General features: G+C 61.4%; 16 protein-coding genes. 6 read left to right on the forward strand and 10 right to left on the reverse strand.

Annotated features, from left to right (window positions below; genetic code table 11):
- The first annotated feature begins 21 nt into the window (after window positions 1-21).
- Window positions 22-1,098 carry a hypothetical protein gene (locus HWY37_RS34550; protein ID WP_217706398.1) on the forward strand — a complete coding sequence of 359 codons (1,077 nt, stop codon included), beginning with the start codon at window positions 22-24 and terminating at the stop codon, window positions 1,096-1,098.
- Between the two features lie 99 nt (window positions 1,099-1,197).
- Here HWY37_RS34550 and HWY37_RS19230 read toward each other — a convergent pair whose 3' ends face one another.
- Window positions 1,198-2,241 (reverse strand): hypothetical protein, encoded by a 1,044-nt coding sequence (locus HWY37_RS19230; RefSeq protein ID WP_176089639.1) that lies wholly within the window; start codon window positions 2,239-2,241, stop codon window positions 1,198-1,200.
- Window positions 2,242-2,365: 124 nt separating this feature from the next.
- On the opposite strand from HWY37_RS19230, the gene HWY37_RS19235 reads away from it, so the two are divergent.
- The 5 genes from HWY37_RS19235 to HWY37_RS19255 all read left to right on the forward strand — a co-directional run bounded on the left by HWY37_RS19235 (window position 2,366) and on the right by HWY37_RS19255 (window position 5,059).
- Entirely contained in the window at window positions 2,366-3,103 is a 738-nt protein-coding gene (locus HWY37_RS19235) for a DUF262 domain-containing protein (RefSeq protein WP_176089640.1), read from the forward strand.
- Window positions 3,104-3,203: 100 nt separating this feature from the next.
- Window positions 3,204-3,611: a hypothetical protein gene (locus HWY37_RS19240; RefSeq protein WP_176089641.1), complete on the forward strand. Its 408-nt coding sequence runs from the start codon at window positions 3,204-3,206 to the stop codon at window positions 3,609-3,611.
- A gap of 32 nt (window positions 3,612-3,643) precedes the next feature.
- The gene (locus HWY37_RS19245; protein WP_176089642.1) at window positions 3,644-3,826 is read left to right on the forward strand and encodes a hypothetical protein; all 183 of its coding nucleotides are present in this window, start codon (window positions 3,644-3,646) and stop codon (window positions 3,824-3,826) included.
- On the forward strand, window positions 3,819-4,310 hold the full coding sequence (locus tag HWY37_RS19250) for a hypothetical protein (RefSeq protein WP_176089643.1): 492 nt from the start codon (window positions 3,819-3,821) through the stop codon (window positions 4,308-4,310). Before HWY37_RS19245 ends, HWY37_RS19250 begins: the two co-directional genes overlap by 8 nt.
- Window positions 4,311-4,414: 104 nt before the next feature.
- Entirely contained in the window at window positions 4,415-5,059 is a 645-nt protein-coding gene (locus HWY37_RS19255) for a hypothetical protein (RefSeq protein ID WP_176089644.1), read from the forward strand.
- 45 nt (window positions 5,060-5,104) lie between these two features.
- Here the strand turns inward: HWY37_RS19255 and HWY37_RS19260 are convergent, their stop codons facing one another.
- From HWY37_RS19260 to parC, 9 genes are all read right to left on the reverse strand, one after another.
- Window positions 5,105-6,403 carry a type II toxin-antitoxin system HipA family toxin gene (locus HWY37_RS19260; protein ID WP_176089645.1) on the reverse strand — a complete coding sequence of 433 codons (1,299 nt, stop codon included), beginning with the start codon at window positions 6,401-6,403 and terminating at the stop codon, window positions 5,105-5,107.
- Window positions 6,404-6,424: 21 nt separating this feature from the next.
- Window positions 6,425-6,718, reverse strand: coding sequence for a helix-turn-helix domain-containing protein (locus tag HWY37_RS19265; protein WP_176089646.1), 294 nt, complete (start codon window positions 6,716-6,718; stop codon window positions 6,425-6,427).
- A 781-nt stretch (window positions 6,719-7,499) separates the two neighbouring features.
- Window positions 7,500-7,940, reverse strand: a complete 441-nt coding sequence (locus HWY37_RS19270; protein WP_176089647.1) for a hypothetical protein — start codon at window positions 7,938-7,940, stop codon at window positions 7,500-7,502.
- Between the two features lie 134 nt (window positions 7,941-8,074).
- On the reverse strand, window positions 8,075-8,824 hold the full coding sequence (locus HWY37_RS19275; RefSeq protein ID WP_176089648.1) for a vWA domain-containing protein: 750 nt from the start codon (window positions 8,822-8,824) through the stop codon (window positions 8,075-8,077).
- A gap of 4 nt (window positions 8,825-8,828) precedes the next feature.
- A complete protein-coding gene (locus HWY37_RS19280) occupies window positions 8,829-9,911 on the reverse strand; it encodes a hypothetical protein (RefSeq protein ID WP_176089649.1) in 1,083 nt (360 codons plus the stop codon).
- Between the two features lie 18 nt (window positions 9,912-9,929).
- A complete protein-coding gene (locus tag HWY37_RS19285; RefSeq protein WP_176089650.1) occupies window positions 9,930-10,565 on the reverse strand; it encodes a TerD family protein in 636 nt (211 codons plus the stop codon).
- Window positions 10,566-10,632: 67 nt separating this feature from the next.
- Window positions 10,633-11,844: a coiled-coil domain-containing protein gene (locus HWY37_RS19290; RefSeq protein ID WP_176089651.1), complete on the reverse strand. Its 1,212-nt coding sequence runs from the start codon at window positions 11,842-11,844 to the stop codon at window positions 10,633-10,635.
- 3 nt (window positions 11,845-11,847) lie between these two features.
- Complete coding sequence (locus HWY37_RS19295; RefSeq protein ID WP_176089652.1) at window positions 11,848-12,564, reverse strand: YjbE family putative metal transport protein; 717 nt, start codon at window positions 12,562-12,564, stop codon at window positions 11,848-11,850.
- Window positions 12,565-12,708: 144 nt separating this feature from the next.
- Entirely contained in the window at window positions 12,709-15,174 is a 2,466-nt protein-coding gene (gene parC, locus HWY37_RS19300; RefSeq protein WP_176089653.1) for a DNA topoisomerase IV subunit A, read from the reverse strand.
- Window positions 15,175-15,189: the final 15 nt, after the last annotated feature.

Raw genomic sequence — 15,189 nt, forward strand, 5'->3', positions numbered from 1 at the left:
GCCGCAGGCCCGGAGGAACACATGAAGCAAGCTATCCAATGGCACGTACTGGACAAATCCACAGGAGCTATCCTGATGGTGCTGACCAGCGGTGCGCAGTACCGCGAGAAGGCGGCCATACTCGCCTCAAGCGAAGTGATCCGCCCGTTCACCAGCCCAGACGACGAATTCCCGCCAGCGCACGCCCCCTGCACGGTGGCGGAGTGGCTGACGTACCAGATCCGCTCCGAGCAATCGCACTATGCCGCGTCCTGGGCGCGCCGCGACCATGCCGAGACTGGACGCGCGGGCAGGCATATCAGCAAGCTTCTCGATCAGCTGCAACGTCTGGCCGAAGCAGGGGAGTCCGCTACCGCGGCGAACCCGCCGGTCGATGGCGAGCCCACGGTACGCGAACTGGCACTGACCTCGGCGCTGGCCAAGTGCCGTGATGCTTTCCCACATCCGCCGGTTGGCTCCGACCTGGAACAGGCCCTGTCTCATGCAGTGGGAGATCCGGAATCGGTGCCCGACTACATCCAGGCAATCGCCGATGACCTCGACAACCAGGCGCAAGCCCAGTACGAGGCCACCGACGAAAAGGAAGCGTTCTCGAAGGTCTACAGCCCCGAGTACCTTGCGCACCGCGAGGCTACGGGCGTCGCCGATCTGACCGAATTCGCATTCAGCGTATGGTGTCAGGCCCGGCTGCCGGTGAAGTCGCTGTTGGCCCAGCCGTCGCGCAACGACATCCTGTTGACGGCGATCGCGGCGCTCCTGGCGTGCGATCAAAACGCCGCCGCGGACCGCCTGAGCCTGATGCTGGATCCGATGCCGGCGCCGTTTACGCGTGACCCCGACACCGTCAGGGAGCTGGATGGCTTCCAGGCACTGATCGGCGCAGGCCTGGCCAGCGTACCACCGGTCGGATCGACCTGGCGACACAAGAACGGTAATCGCTACACCGTCTTCGCGATCCTGAACAAGGATTCCGAGCGGCAAGACGAATACCCGACGAGCGTCGCTTACGTGGGGGACAACGGCAAGACCTGGGTGCGACCGCTTCACCGTTGGCACAGCAGCATGACCCTGGTATCCGCCCCCCTGCCTTCCGCATAATCGACAGCACTCACTCTCCCGCCCGGCACCTGCCGGGCTTCTTTCGTTTGGCGGACGCAAAAAAGCACCATCCGCTAGGCGAGATGGTGCTGGAGACGGTCAGACCTTGTTCAACAGATCAGGGTTCTTCTTCAGCGCGTTGCGCAGCGGCTCGGGCAGGCCCCGGAGCTGCTCAACGAGCTGCTGCTCGGCTTTCTTGGATGCTGCGTCAGCGCGGGTGCGCTTTTCGGCGTCCAGGCTGCGGAGACGCTTCTTTGCCAAGGACACGATGTCCGCCACCAACTGCTTGGCAACGTCCATCGGATCAGCGCCAGCCGGGACTGGGGCACTCAGCGTCGCGATGACCTCGGACATGGGAACCTTCCCGTCGACACCAGACAACGGATGTTCCAGCAGCTTCTGAAGATCTGGATGCTGGTACAACGCCACCGGGTCCAGGGAGACCTGAACCAGCATGGCGTCATCGACCTTCCACGAAGGCTTCTTCGTGTTGGGCCACAGCAGGGCCAGCTTTTCCGACAGCTGCGCACGGCCTTGAGGGGAACTCGACTTTTTGTAGAGCTCATCCTGGATGGCAGGCACGTCAGCAGTTGCCCATTTCGCACCGCCATTCATCAGAACATTCAGTGTGGTCACCCACAGAGAATTGTTCGCGACACTGGCAACAAGCCCAAGCATCTTGCCTTGATCTTCGAAGCGCTTGGCACGGGCCAGCGCGGGGGCAGCTTTGCGGCGTGAGGTCTCGAGCGCCGGGTCCGCATCCGGACCTGCCGGCGGAAGTACCATTGCGCCATTCACCGCTTTCGACATGTCCTGGATCAGGGTTCCCAGGGTTCGCCAGAACTTTTCCGGACCCGCGGCCGATATCACAGGGACACCGAGTGCTCGCAGAGCCTTCAGTACCGACTTGCTGTCGGGATACCCGGTCACGACCTCTCGCACGATCGAGTTCACCAGGCTATCGAGAACTGCCAGCGCATTGCTGCTTGGCGCGTCCAGGATCGATGCAGTGAGCTTGCCGATCTGCGATCGGAGAATACTCAGGCTTTTCCCTCGCGACTTGTACCCCTCCGTGCCGAAGCCGAGGAAGGTCGCCAGCTGGTACGCCACAATGATCAATTGCTGTTCAGTAAGTTTTTTCATGGATGTTTCCTCAAAGGTAATGCACAGCAAATGCTGTTCTTTGTATAGCTTCGCCGTTGCCTGTGCGAGAAGTTATCGTAATTAGTAGGATTTTTCGATATACTGTTATGAAGAGATCACACCCATGACATACCATCGCTATGACAAGGCGGATACCGCCGACGAGTCCCTCATGATGCCCGTGCCCGCCCTGTCCGCACGCGCCTCCGCGCTGTGCGTCGCGGAGTTGATCGGGAAGTTCGAGGATTTCCTGGCCAACGACACTGGAAAGCAGTATCCATGGGCCACGCGCTTTGTCATGGGCATGCCGTTGCCGTCCTGGCAGCGCCCCCTGGTGTGGACGCGGGCGCAAAGCGTACGGTTCATCAGCTCCATCTGGGAAGGCATCGATATCGGGTCCTACCTGGTCAACGATCAGTATGAACTGGTGGGCCCCAACACCTACCGCAAGTTTTCCGACATCCTGCTGGACGGCCAACAGCGGCTTTCAGCCATCCAGGCCTACCTGCTTGATGAGTTCCCCGTCCCAGACGCGAATGGGGTTCCACGCCTCTGGTCTGAGTTGCCCAGGGTCGAGCGCCGCCGCTTTGGAGGCACGCACTTCTCCAGAGCTACCATCAAATCCTGGGATGAGGGCGAACTGCGCCGGGCCTATGACCTGCGCGCCTTCGGCGGGACGCCCCATACCGCGGGCCAGCGTGCAACCCTCGACCCGACCAGCCGGCGAGCAGACTTCGAGTCTGCATTCGCTTGTGTGGGTTCGGCTCAGGCTGCCGACGGTGCGTACGTCGACAGCCTACTCCAGGCTCGATGGGAGGGGTTCCTCGTGGGGTGCGCCCAATCAACTGAAGTGGGTGTTTGAGGCCCGCGGCAATCAGGGCCTAGTGGCAGCGACCAGGCCAGCTCACGCTATACGTCCTGAGCGACTTTGCTCAGGAACCACATAGACAGAGGAAAGAAACATGCAATCTGCCACGCCCTGCACCATAAGTTCGGCCGCACTGGCTTTGCTCGAGACGATTGAGCAGTATCGCCAGGTCAACGAATCCGCGCAATCGAAGCTCGATGCAGAGCTGAAAAAGCGGATGAACGATCTCACGTCTGCCCTGGCCGCGCCCGCAGTGGAGCGCCTCGGACAGTACGTCATCGACTTTGCCACCAAGCTGGGTTGGGACCCGCAATCCGGTGAAGGCGCCTTCGAATTCGTCCAGCGCCGCAGCTATGGCCAGGGCGTGGAAGATGCGCGCCCCTACTGGGCTCGGGCTTACCAGGAAAGCGGTGATGCCCACCAAGATGTGGCGACAGCCATTGCAACCGTTGAAAAGCGCGTTGCTGATGGCCTGGCTACCGGCAAGCTTCCAACTCAATAAATTCCCGGCAAATCGCCAAGAAAGGTCCCCATATGAGCAAGAAAGCCAAAGGCTGGCGTATCGAAGTGCGCGAGTACGATACCGACAAGGTGGTGCAAAGCATCCCATGCAAGGACGAGCACGGTGCCAACCGCGCTGATGCCGGCATGCAGCACAACCTGAACCACGACAAGTTCTACACCAAGGTTTGCCCGCCGGAGACTGCCAATGCCTAAGCGCGTCATCCAGACATACGCTCAATGGCAAGAGGCCATTGAGCAGGTGAACCGCCTGGTGGTCGATCATATGACCGTCGAAGAGCTGGACTTGGCGGCCGCGCTCCTGTACGCCAGGCCGGTGTTGAGCTTGGATCAACGAAATGCTGTGGATTGTGGCGACCTGGTGCCAGAGCTGCGCACCGCGGTGAAGCTGCCCGCTCGCGCGGAAGATCCGCCGATGATCATGAAGGACGGCCAATGGTCCCCCTTCGCCGTCACATCGGATTGGAATGCATTCGGCTCATTGCTGACCGGCGTCGAGTTCGTCTTCGGCACGCACGAAGGTGAAGACAAGGAAGGAAAATTTCGCTTTTGGTACAGCGCGCACGCCTTCCTGTCTGGCACGAGTTGCGAAGCGTATGTGGATGACCCTCGCCAGATTCTGGCCACGTGCGCGGCCTTGCTGCTGCGCCACTCGACCAGCACGCGCAAGGTCTGCTAGCGAGCCATCCTGACGGCGCCCCCTCTAGCCCAGCCTCCTGGCTGGGCTTTTCACATCATGGATGCCTATACGTGGATGTCACTAACCACATAGAGGAAACATCCATGAATGCAAAGACCATCGAAATCGCTTTGGCCAACATTTCCGCGCGCCGCTACTCGCTCGAGTCTGTGGCCCGATCGCTGGGCCGCCTCAACGCAACGCCTGTATGCATCAGGGAATTGATGGCCGACAGTAATGCCGCGCAGACGCTGGCACAGCAGCAGATCGAACAATTGCGTACCGATCTGGTGACACTGGCCGAGCCGGTCTTGATGGAATGGCTGATGCACCTGGGCTTCGTGTATGGCGAACGCGCGCAAGTCTCCATGGCCGATGCCGAGTGCTACTTCGACAAAGTAACGGGAGTCACGACGCTCAAGGGTGGAAAAACTGTTCCGACCATGACGGCTCAACGTTACAAAGTGGACTCGATGAGCATTTCAGGCGTGATCTCTGAATTGCGCTTGGACCAGTACCGCAACTCGCTAACTATGGTGCTTGATCAAGGCCTGGTGGAGCATTGCCAGGGGGGTCACACTGATCGTCCCGTCTTCGACCTCAATACCAAGGTCCACTACAGCACACGCGGAAAGTGGCGCAGTCAACTGTCGGCGACCGTAGAGCATGACAACCGCTTGCTGGTGGTCCTGCCCATCCGCCAAGCCGACCGCGACGACATCATCTCGATCAAAAAGGTCACAAGCTGATCTCCCGACCCCGCGCTGCGGGGTCTTCTCATTCCTGTGCTGTTCTCACTTGATGTCCAGGTGCATCGCCTGAAGTTCGGCAACGACCTTGGCGGGAAGGCCGGCCTGGTCCGCGAACTTCGGCCAGTCGGCCAGCGCCGAACGCACACGGTCGACCACGCTGCGCACGGAGCCCACACCGCACAGGTCGGCTTCCGCCTGGAAGTCCGCGTATTCGTGGCCCTTGAACTTGCCATTCACGGACATCAGGTGCTGATGAGTCCATTCACCATTAGGGTTGTGGGCGAAAGTGACGTCGTAGGCCGGCGCCAGCTCCCAGGGCTGACCTTCTTGCAGCCGGAAGCTGAAGTTCTTCGTGTGGTCATCGCAATTTCGAGCCATCACGTTAAACACCATACGCCGGAATGCCTCTTCCATCGCATCGTAGGGCAGGCCCATACGCTGAATGACACTGAACAGCTGTGCGTAGGCGTTCGTGCCCTTGAGCTTGTAGTCCAGGTGATCCATGGCGCACAGGGTCTGCATATGATGACGCACGTGGCCATCCCCGCGGTCAAACCGGCGTGTCATGAAGTGCGCACGGCCGTTCTCAGTGAGCAGGCGGCAATCCATCATGTCGACGCCGGCTGCACGGGCCATCAGGTGGTAGGCATACTCGATCCGCCCATAATCCTGCGAGGCGCCAAGCTCTTGATCGGCGCCCATGCCATCGAACTTGAGCAACCAGTGCTCAAAGCCAGGGTCGGCATCCAACTGCCCTGTTCGCAGCTCATCCGTTTTAGGGTTCCATGCCACGACAGCTTTCGCGCGCGCGCCCCCAGCTGACGTGCCGACTTCAATGATGTTGCGCAGCGCCAGGTTGGCCTCATCCTCATCATTCAAATGCCCAGACACGGCGGCCCGCGCTTGCGTCACCAGCGCCCCCATCTCAATGGCAGACGGCTTGGTTGTTTTGGGCCCACGTTGAGGGTGGAAGGTAAGGGCACCCATCGCGCGGTTGCTCATGTACGCGAGGCGGTCCAAGGCGGTGACGTTGCCTGCGGAGATACCCCGCTCGGCCATGTAGCGGTTGATCAACGCATTACCGAAATCGTCTGGCAACGCGTCGCTGAGCATAGCCGGCAGCCGCTTGAAGGTCGGAATCGGCAAATCCGTAAAGAGGAAAAGCGGACCACCTGATGTGGGCATGTGCAGCGGCGAGGGCTCCACGCCCGAGGCGGTGAAAGCCGGCGTGTACTCGAACACGTAGTAGCCATAGTTCGGATCCAATGCTACCGCGCCAATCTGCTTACCCCACAGGTTGACGGAGACCGAATCAACGGGGACGTATCGCGATGTGGCCATATATGGTCCTTATGCCAGGAGTCAGGGGTTGCTTGACGCGCGCAAACGAGGCTTTGCTCCGCGCGTCATGGTTAGAGGGCTGACAGAGGCGACAGGGGCTACAGTGTCAAACCAAGACTCCCTGCCCAGGGCGCGAGCAACTCGCACAAGGGTATGAAGCGTGGAGCCTTGGCCACCCTCAAGATTGCGCAGCGCACGGACGCTGACGCCAGCGCGCTCGGCCAATGTCTTTTGATCGAGATTTTTCACCAGGCGAAGTCGCTTGAGCCGTTCACCAAGCTCCAGCTCAATGTCCTGCGGAGATTTCATGGCCATGGCACAGTCCTTTGGATGAAAAGTGGAGAGTTGCTTGCTACAAGCGCCCCTTTCGTGCCGCTACCCCTCGATAGTTTCGAGACAAGCGCCCTATTTAGGACAATTATAGCATCTAGGATAAAATAAACAAAGCCGCTATAGGCATAAATCTGCCCTTTAGCGGCTTATGTAGCCATAAGAGGCAAGAATATGCCTCTTACAGAAAGCAGGTTTTACTGCTCAGGCTGATAGGCCTTGAAGGCCTGCGGCTGTGCCAGGTACTCCCGCAGGACAAAAGTACCAGCAGCGACCACCGCTCCGACAGCAACCAAGATGAACAACGACGACATGGGGGCTCCTCTACGAATACACCCGGCAACGCGCTAGATGCATTAAGTATAGGGGTTAACCCTTAAAATCGACGTTTACTCCGACCGTGCTTGCGGCGCCGAGGGGTTGGACGTGTAGGCCGCTTCATGCCCATGGCCCGATACATCTCATCGCCCACCGTCCGCCAATCCTCCGCAATCGCTTTCGCATCGGTTCGGGCGGGCTTTCGTATGCGCAATTGCGCCTCGCCCCGGGCATACGACTGGTAAGACCCCCACCGGCCACCCAGCATGGCCATACCCTCGCCGATCAAACGAAGCCCTGATCCCATGCACGAAGCGCTACGACAAAAGAGGATCCAGGCCACACGGACACCGGCTCTGGTAAGCAGCAAGAGGTGAGACATAGGTAGTTGGCACATGGCTAATTTGGAAGAAAGGCATCCCCGCGAGGATGCCTGGAGTGAGCCGGATTAACCGGCAGCGTTGAACTCGGCGAGGATGTATTGGCCGAAGACGCGGCGGAAGTCATTCCTGGCGTCTTCGCCGCTGAAAATGACGCCAGCCAGATCGCCACTGTCGACGCCCAGTCGCTGTTGGATGGCCAAGCATCCTGCGTTGACAGCGGCTTCGACGGCCGAATCGAGCAGGCCTTGCAGAGCATCGAAGAATTGGACTTGCTCCGGCGACAGCTGATACTCCGCCAGTGGATCCACGCGGAAGCGGCCGCAGTCGCTGCTGCGCACGTCCGGCATGACCACTCCTTCGATGGTCAGGCAAACGCGGTACACGCCTTCATAATCCTCGGTGACCGAAACCGGGTAGCCGAAGTATTCATCCAGAGTCTTGCGTTGTTCGCCCGTGCCAAGCTGCAAAAGCAAGGCAGTCGCTGCGATTTGAGGTGCCGATGTCATGTGATGTGTTTCCTATTTGGTGTAAGTCTCTCGAACCCAAGTGGTCCACATCCGTATAGCGTCGCCGCTGCCGCTGGCGCCCCCGCCTATAAGCAGAAAAGGCGCCCGAAGGCGCCCCTTAGGCTTGCTGAAGATCAGCTCTTCATCCAGGTCAGCAGTTCGTCGCTGATCAGCGCGGCGTTCAGGTCATCGTCGGACAGCTCGACGAAGCGGTGCAGGTTCGAGATGCCCACGAAGCCGGTGTTGTTGAACTTGTCGCCCAGGCGCTCCAGGAACGGGAACGTCGAGCCCTGGTTGGAGACGCCCAGGAAGAGGAAGTAGACCTGATCCTTGCGATCCTGCGAGTCCTTCAGGACCTGCTCCACGCGGGGCTTGTCGGACGGATGGCAATCCCCGTCGGTGGCGATGATGACCAGCGAGCGCTTTTTTGCGCCCTCGATCACCTGGTCCTTCTTGCCCATCAGGCCGCCGAAGAACCCGGCCTTCTTCACCACGCTGCCGGCCCAGCCGAAATGCTGAAGCGAGCGCTCGATGACGTGGGAATAGGTCGTGCCGCCGTTGTAGCCCGTGACGCGGTCGATGATGTTGCGCTGCACGTACTCATAGTGGTTCGACGCATCCACGTGGCCGGGCTGGGCGACGCGGCCGGCGCCATCGGAGAAGGTGAAGACGTCCAGCTTCTTGTCGGGATCGAAGACCAGGCCCCAGGGCACCAGGCGCGTAAGCAGGCTGTCGGTCACACCGTCGCGGTGCTCGTCGTCGAACGAGCCGGACACATCCAGGGCGAAGCCCAGTTCCAGAACGGGGGGCTTCACGATACCGGCTTTTTCCAGGTTCAGGGTCAGGCTGCCGGCGGACTTTTCGAGATTCAGTTTCAGGGACATGATTTTATCGAGTGAGGAGTTGAGAGAGTTCGTTGATTTTTTCGACGGTAAGGAACCGCTGAGTTTCGGTGGGCTTCGCAGGCAAAGCGGCCAGGCTCGAGTAGAGGGACGGCAGCTTCACCAAGATCCCGTTTTGGACCAGCGACACCAGCTCTTGCAGTTGCTGGATTTGCAGTTCCGTGTGTGCCAGGTGCTCAAGCCGCATCGCTTGAGAGCTGGAGATCGCAGTCAACCGACCGAGGACCACGCTGCCAAGGGCATCGGGAACCTTATCCATGGAGAACTCCAGGACACGGGCATTGACCGCCAGCTGTACGCCGATCTCTGTGCTCGAAGCAATGAGGCGGCCCAGCTTGTCGATCAGCGTGCCGATAGTGCCCGCTCCGTTGCGCAGCAAGCCTTCCAGCTGCTGAACCTCGGCCTGGCAGTCGGCCCATACCTTGTGCGCGGGCTTCCGGAGAAAGCCCCCCTCCATGGCGTCCACCACGTCTTTGAGCAGCGCTTGCAGCCGGGCCATGTGCTGGCTCACCGAGCGCACTGTTGGACTGTCCAGCAGCGCCAGGCGCTCCTTGATCTCGTTGGCCAGGTCCTCCTGCGGACGAACGCCAAACCCAAGCCAGAACGAGGCTCCCTCGCTCGCAAACGAGATCCCCGCCAAGAGGCCTCGAGCGCGCTGAAGAACCTGTTCCGATTCTCCAGGGAACCGGCTGACCAAGTCAGCAAGCGCGATCTGCGTGAGCGCGACGTGCGTCCCCGGAAGGATGGACGGTGCGATCGGCGCGCGAGAAACCGGCGGGACAGCAGGTGCAGGTGCTGCGGGGCTGGCCGGAATTGCCGTGGGAGCAAAACGCGGGCCGCTGACCGAGGTTCCGATTGCAGTCGGCGCGATCCGCGTTGGCGCAATGACCGTGGGGGTAGGCGCCCGAGCCGGTGCCGCGGCTTCAGCGGGTGCCGGCTCGGGGCTGCTCTTGATGACGGTAGGCTGGATCGACATCGTCGGCTTAATGCCCTCGCCGGGCGCCTGGCCGATCCTCGTCGGCTCAAAGCCGGCGGGCTTTTGGCCAATCACGGTGATCGAGGCGTTCATGCGAGGGCAGGCCTTTGCTTAGGAGAAGTGGCTCAGGACTTCGTTGAAGTCGCTGTTGAAGCCCGTGCCGATGGCCACGAACGAGGCGCCGGATGGCTCGACCATGATGGCGCCCATCTGCACGCCGACGAAGTCGCCGAACTGGCCCGACAGGCTGACATCCAGCAGGACCTGGCCGGCGGCGTTCTCGATCACCACATGGGCGTTCTGCACGTCGCGGAACTTCTTGCCCGCGGTCTGCGGGTGGATCGTGGCGACCAGCGGGATCTCGATCACGCCCTGGGCGGGCGGCGTCAGGCGATCAGGCTTCACCAGCACGTATTCGTCGTCGCCGTCGGAGTGGCCGTCGGTGGCATCGGGGCTGTGCACCAGCGCGCCGCCATGCACGGAGAAGGTCTTGTCAGCGGCCAGGGGCAGGTGGCCTTGGGTCTGGCCGCGGATGACGCGCTGCACGTTGTAGGTGGACAGGATGTCGTCGAGCGAGCTCACCTTGGCGCCGGCGCCACGGTTCACGCCCACCAGGGCATGCAGGTCGAGGTCAGCGCCGCCGTCCCAGGACAGGCGCGCCTTGAATTGCTCCCCCTTGTTCAGGTTCAGGGAGAACTTGGCGGCGGTGTCGCCGGGCTTGGTCAGGTTCAGGGTCAAAGCAGACATGGAAAATTCCTTTCAGGGTCTTCTGGGTATTGGTGCCGGCAGACCATCCGCCGGCATCCGTTGAAAATCAGTAGGCGCGTGCCGAGCTTGCGGGGGCGGGCCGGTCCAGCTCCAGCAGCTCCTGGCGCGACTTCGAGAGCTTCTCGCGCGCTTCCTGGAACTTGCGGGTGTTGGCGTCCCGGGCGGTCTGGGCGATGACGCGCAGCTCCTTCGTGGTGGCCACAATGGAGGCGACCTGGTCGGCTTGCGCCACGCGGTTGTCGCCGGCGGCATTCATGGCCGTCGTGGTCACTTCGGCCATCAGCTGATTGCCGATCTTGTTCAGGTTCGCATCGAGCGCGGCGCCCTGGGCGGCAAGTCGTTGCACACCCTTGACCAGGTCGGCGCCTTGCAGCTTGATCAGCGACATGCGAATCGAAGCGAAACGATCCTGCGCGGTGGTCGCCAGTTCTTGCAGCGTGGCCACCCCGGCGTTTTGCAGCAGGCGAATCGCCTCGTGATCTGCGGGCAGACGAGTGAAGGTGCCTTCGACGGCCAGGGCGCGGGATTCCAGCGCTTGCAGCTTGTCCTGGGCCTCGTGGTAACGCTGGACATCCTGCTTGAGCTCGGGCTCGCGGCGAACAAACTCCTCGCGGGCCTTGACCACCAGGCTGTGCAGGAAGAGCGCTTCCTCGGCGAAGGACTCGAAGTGGTGGCGGTAGCTCGCCTTGATGGCTTCCATGTGGCGCACTTCGTCGGCCAGGCGCGTCATCTCGCCGCGCAGCTGCTGCTCCATCGCGAGGACCACGGTCGACAGGTTCTTGGACTTGCCCTGCACCGAACGCGACACCTCGGCCACAGCGCGATTGGTCGCGTCGCGCAGCTTCTTGGCGTTCAGGACGCCGAGCAAGCGGGCCATCAGCGGGGGCTTGGCGTTGCGGATACGCTCGGCCAGCGCGGGCAGGTCTTCTTCGGCGACCTTGTCACCGAGCTGCTCGATCAGCGCGAACAACTGCGGCGAGTTCTGCTGATCCACGCGGGACAGAATGCCGTCCAGGGTCTTGTTCAGTTCGGTGGCAGCTTCCACGCCGATCAGGGCGATCTCCTGCGTTGGCATCTCGAACACCTGGGTGGCATTGAGGCGATCCAGTGCGCGCTGCTGGCGCTGCACGTCGAGCACGACCTGGAAGGTTGCAGGAGCCGAGAGGCCTGCCAGCAGTTGCTGGGGAGCGGCCGTGTCCGTAGCCAGGGCGCCCGTGGGTTGAGTCGTTGCGATCATGGGTTGCAGTTGTTGCGACATGGATCAGGCCTTCACCGCAGCGCCATCGGCTGCACGTTTTTGCATGAAGTAGGCGATGCTCACCACCGCGGCGAAACCGACGGCCTTGAGGATCAGATGGCTGTAGGAGCCGAGCACAGCATCGACGGACGCGATGACGCTGGACATGACGATGTCGGTGATGACCATTTCCACACCAACCCAGCCCAGCAGTCCGCCGCCCACCCAGACGATCACGGGGAATCGCTTCATGATGCCCATGAGGCCTGTGGCACCGAAGATGATGACGGGGATGCTCAGCACGATACCGGCGATTGCGTACAGGGTGCTGTGGGCGCCAGCGCTCTCTGCGGCACCAGCCACGGCCAGGACGTTGTCCAGGCTCATCATGAAGTCGGCGATCAGGATGGTCTTCACGGCAGTCCACACGCGATCAGCAGGAGCGACAGCATGGGATTCCTCGTCGTTCTCGACCAGCAGCTTGTAGCCGAGGAACAGAAGGTAGGCGCCAGCGACTGCCTTGATGTACGGCACGCCCATCAGGAAGCCTGCAAACACCAACAGGATGGCGCGCAAGCCGACGGCGCCAGCCGTACCCCAAAGGATGGCCTTACGGCGCAGATGCGATGGCAGCGCGGCGCAGGCCAAGGCGATCACGATCGCATTGTCAACGCCGAGCATGATGTCGATGCCGATGATTTTCAGAATGGCGCCCCATTCCAAGCTTTGCAAGAATTCCACGGTTGTCCTCGAGAGGGTTTGTTCGAGGTCGTAGTATATCTTGTTTATTGCTTTTTGCCACTACAGAAAGGGTTTTTTCTCCTACCCCTTCCTTCCTTGACGGCGTCCAAGGCACAAAAAAGGCCGGTTGCCCGGCCTCGTCTTTCAGATCAGATCCCCGTCATCATAGACTCCGGGGGAGCTCGGAGAGGGTGTCTCCGGCGGCGCCGGCGGCTCAGCATTCGCCGGCGCCTCACCTCCCGCATCCGCTTCGGACGAATCCGATGCCTCAGCGGACCGCAACGGCTCTGCGAACGGCTCGCAGGTGGCAGCAAACTCACTGGCCACGGCCTTGCCTGGCAGGAAAATTCCCACCAGCGCTCGCGACAACTTGTATTTCGCCAACTCCGTACCTTCGAGCAGGACCTCCGTCATCTTGCCCTTGACCTCTACTGTCAGCGTCAGCTTTTGGACGTCGCCGTCGAAGAGGGCGATAGCGCTGACCTTCGCACCCGACGGAAGCGAAACCAGCTTTAGCCCACGGCCCTTGCCCAGCACCTTCATTTCCGCGCTGGTAAACGTCAGCATCTTGCCCGCGCTGGTGGCCAAGCAGATCGTGCCGCCATTGGAGTTCGCCGGCATTTGGGTTGGCGCCAGGATCGTTTCGCCCGCATTGAGCGTCATCACCTGCTTGCCCGCCTTCTGCCTGGTCAGCAGGTCCGCCCCTGGGCAGAGGAAGCCGTAACCAGCGGAGTTTGCGAGCAGGTAGAGGCTGGCTTCGTCGATGGCCAGGACATGCGCGACCTTGGCCGCCCCCAGATCTGCAAGCGACGACAGCGGAACCCCATCGCCGCGCCCCGTGGGGAAAGCGCTCGCCGATACGTTCACGACCTTACCCGCCGTGGTCATGAAGCCGATCACCGCACTGGTGCGAGTCTCGAAGACCGCTTGAGCGGAGTCCCCCGGCTTCCAGCCGATCGACGACAGATCCACCTTGTGGCCCGTGCGCGCGCGCAGCCATCCCTGCTTGGACACGACCAGGGTCACCGGATCGTCGCTTACCGCCACCACCGTGCTCGTCGTTACCTTCTCCTCCGCCTCAATGAGCGTGCGGCGGTCATCGCCAAACTTCGCGCGGTCGGCCTCGATCTCCTTCAGGATCTGGGCGGTCATCTTGCTGCGATCGCCCAGCAGCCCATTGAGGTAATCGGCCTCTGCGCGCAGGTCGGCCAGCTCCGACTCCAGCTTGATGCGTTCAAGGTTGGCCAGCTGGCGCAGACGAATATCCAGGATATCCGTCGCCTGGACTTCGGAAAGCCCGAACCGGTCCATCAGAGCTTGCTTGGGGTCCTCCGCCCCGCGAATGATCTCGATCACCTCATCGATGTTCAGGAAGGCAATCATGCGGCCGTCCAGCACATGCATGCGTTCCTTGACCTGGCCCAGGCGGTGCACAGTGCGCCGAGTCACCGTCTCGAAGCGGAACGCCACCCACTCCTGAAGCACCTGGAGCAGCCCCTTTTGCTGCGGCTTCATGTCCTGGCCGATCGTGACCAGGTTCAGCGGAAAGTTGCTTTCCAGAGAGGTGTGCGCACGCAGCACTTGCATCAACTCTTCTGGATTCTGGCGGGAGGAACGCGGCTCGATCACCAGGCGCACAGGATGCGCTTCGTCCGAATCGTCAGAGATGTGCTCGAGCACGCCCAACACGAGCGCCTTCAGGTTCAACTGCTCCTGTGAGAGCCCCTTCTTGCCGGCCTTGATCGGGGGGTTGGTGATCGCCTCGATCTCAGCCATTACCTTGGCAGTGGAGGTGTTAGGCGGAAGCTCGGTCACCACGATGTGCCATTGGCTGCGCGCAAGGTTCTCCACCGTCCACCGGGCACGGGTGCGCATCGAGCCGCGGCCAGTGGCATAGGCCTTGGCCAGTTCATCAGGGGAGGAGATGATCTGGGCGCCGCAGGGGAAGTCGGGCCCGGGCATGATCGTGAGGATGTCCTCGAGCGTTGCCTCAGGATTGCGGATCAGGTGCTCGCAGGCCAGGGATACTTCGCGCAGATTGTGGCTCGGGATCTCCGTTGCCAGGCCCACGGCGATGCCGCTGGCGCCGTTGAGCAGAAGCACCGGCAAGCGGGCCGGCAGAAGGCTCGGTTCGGACGTGGTCCCGTCGTAGTTAGGCAGGAAGTCGACCGTGCCCATGTCCAGTTCGCCCATCAGCAACTCGGCAAAGGGCGTCAGGCGCGCCTCGGTGTATCGCATCGCGGCCGCACCATCCCCATCCCGGGATCCGAAGTTGCCGTGACCATCTACCAGGGGGTAGCGCAGGGAGAAGCTTTGGGCCATCCGTACGGCAGCGTCGTAGACCGAGCTGTCACCGTGGGGGTGGTACTTACCCAGCACATCACCCACAAAACGGGCGCACTTCACGGGCTTGGCGCGCTCGGTAAGGCCCAGTCGGTACATGTCGAACAGGATGCGGCGCTGTACCGGTTTTTGGCCGTCGGGCAGAAGCGGAAGGGCGCGCCCCATGACCACGCTCATCGCGTAGTCCAGGTATGCGCTCTTTGCGTAGGCTTCAAGGTCGACGCTGTCATTTACAGCATGCGCGGTGATTTCTGTGGATTCGCTCATAAGTCAAAAAGTGGG

Origin of the sequence: Achromobacter anxifer (assembly GCF_903652925.1) — a bacterium.
Lineage (GTDB): Bacteria > Pseudomonadota > Gammaproteobacteria > Burkholderiales > Burkholderiaceae_B > Achromobacter > Achromobacter anxifer.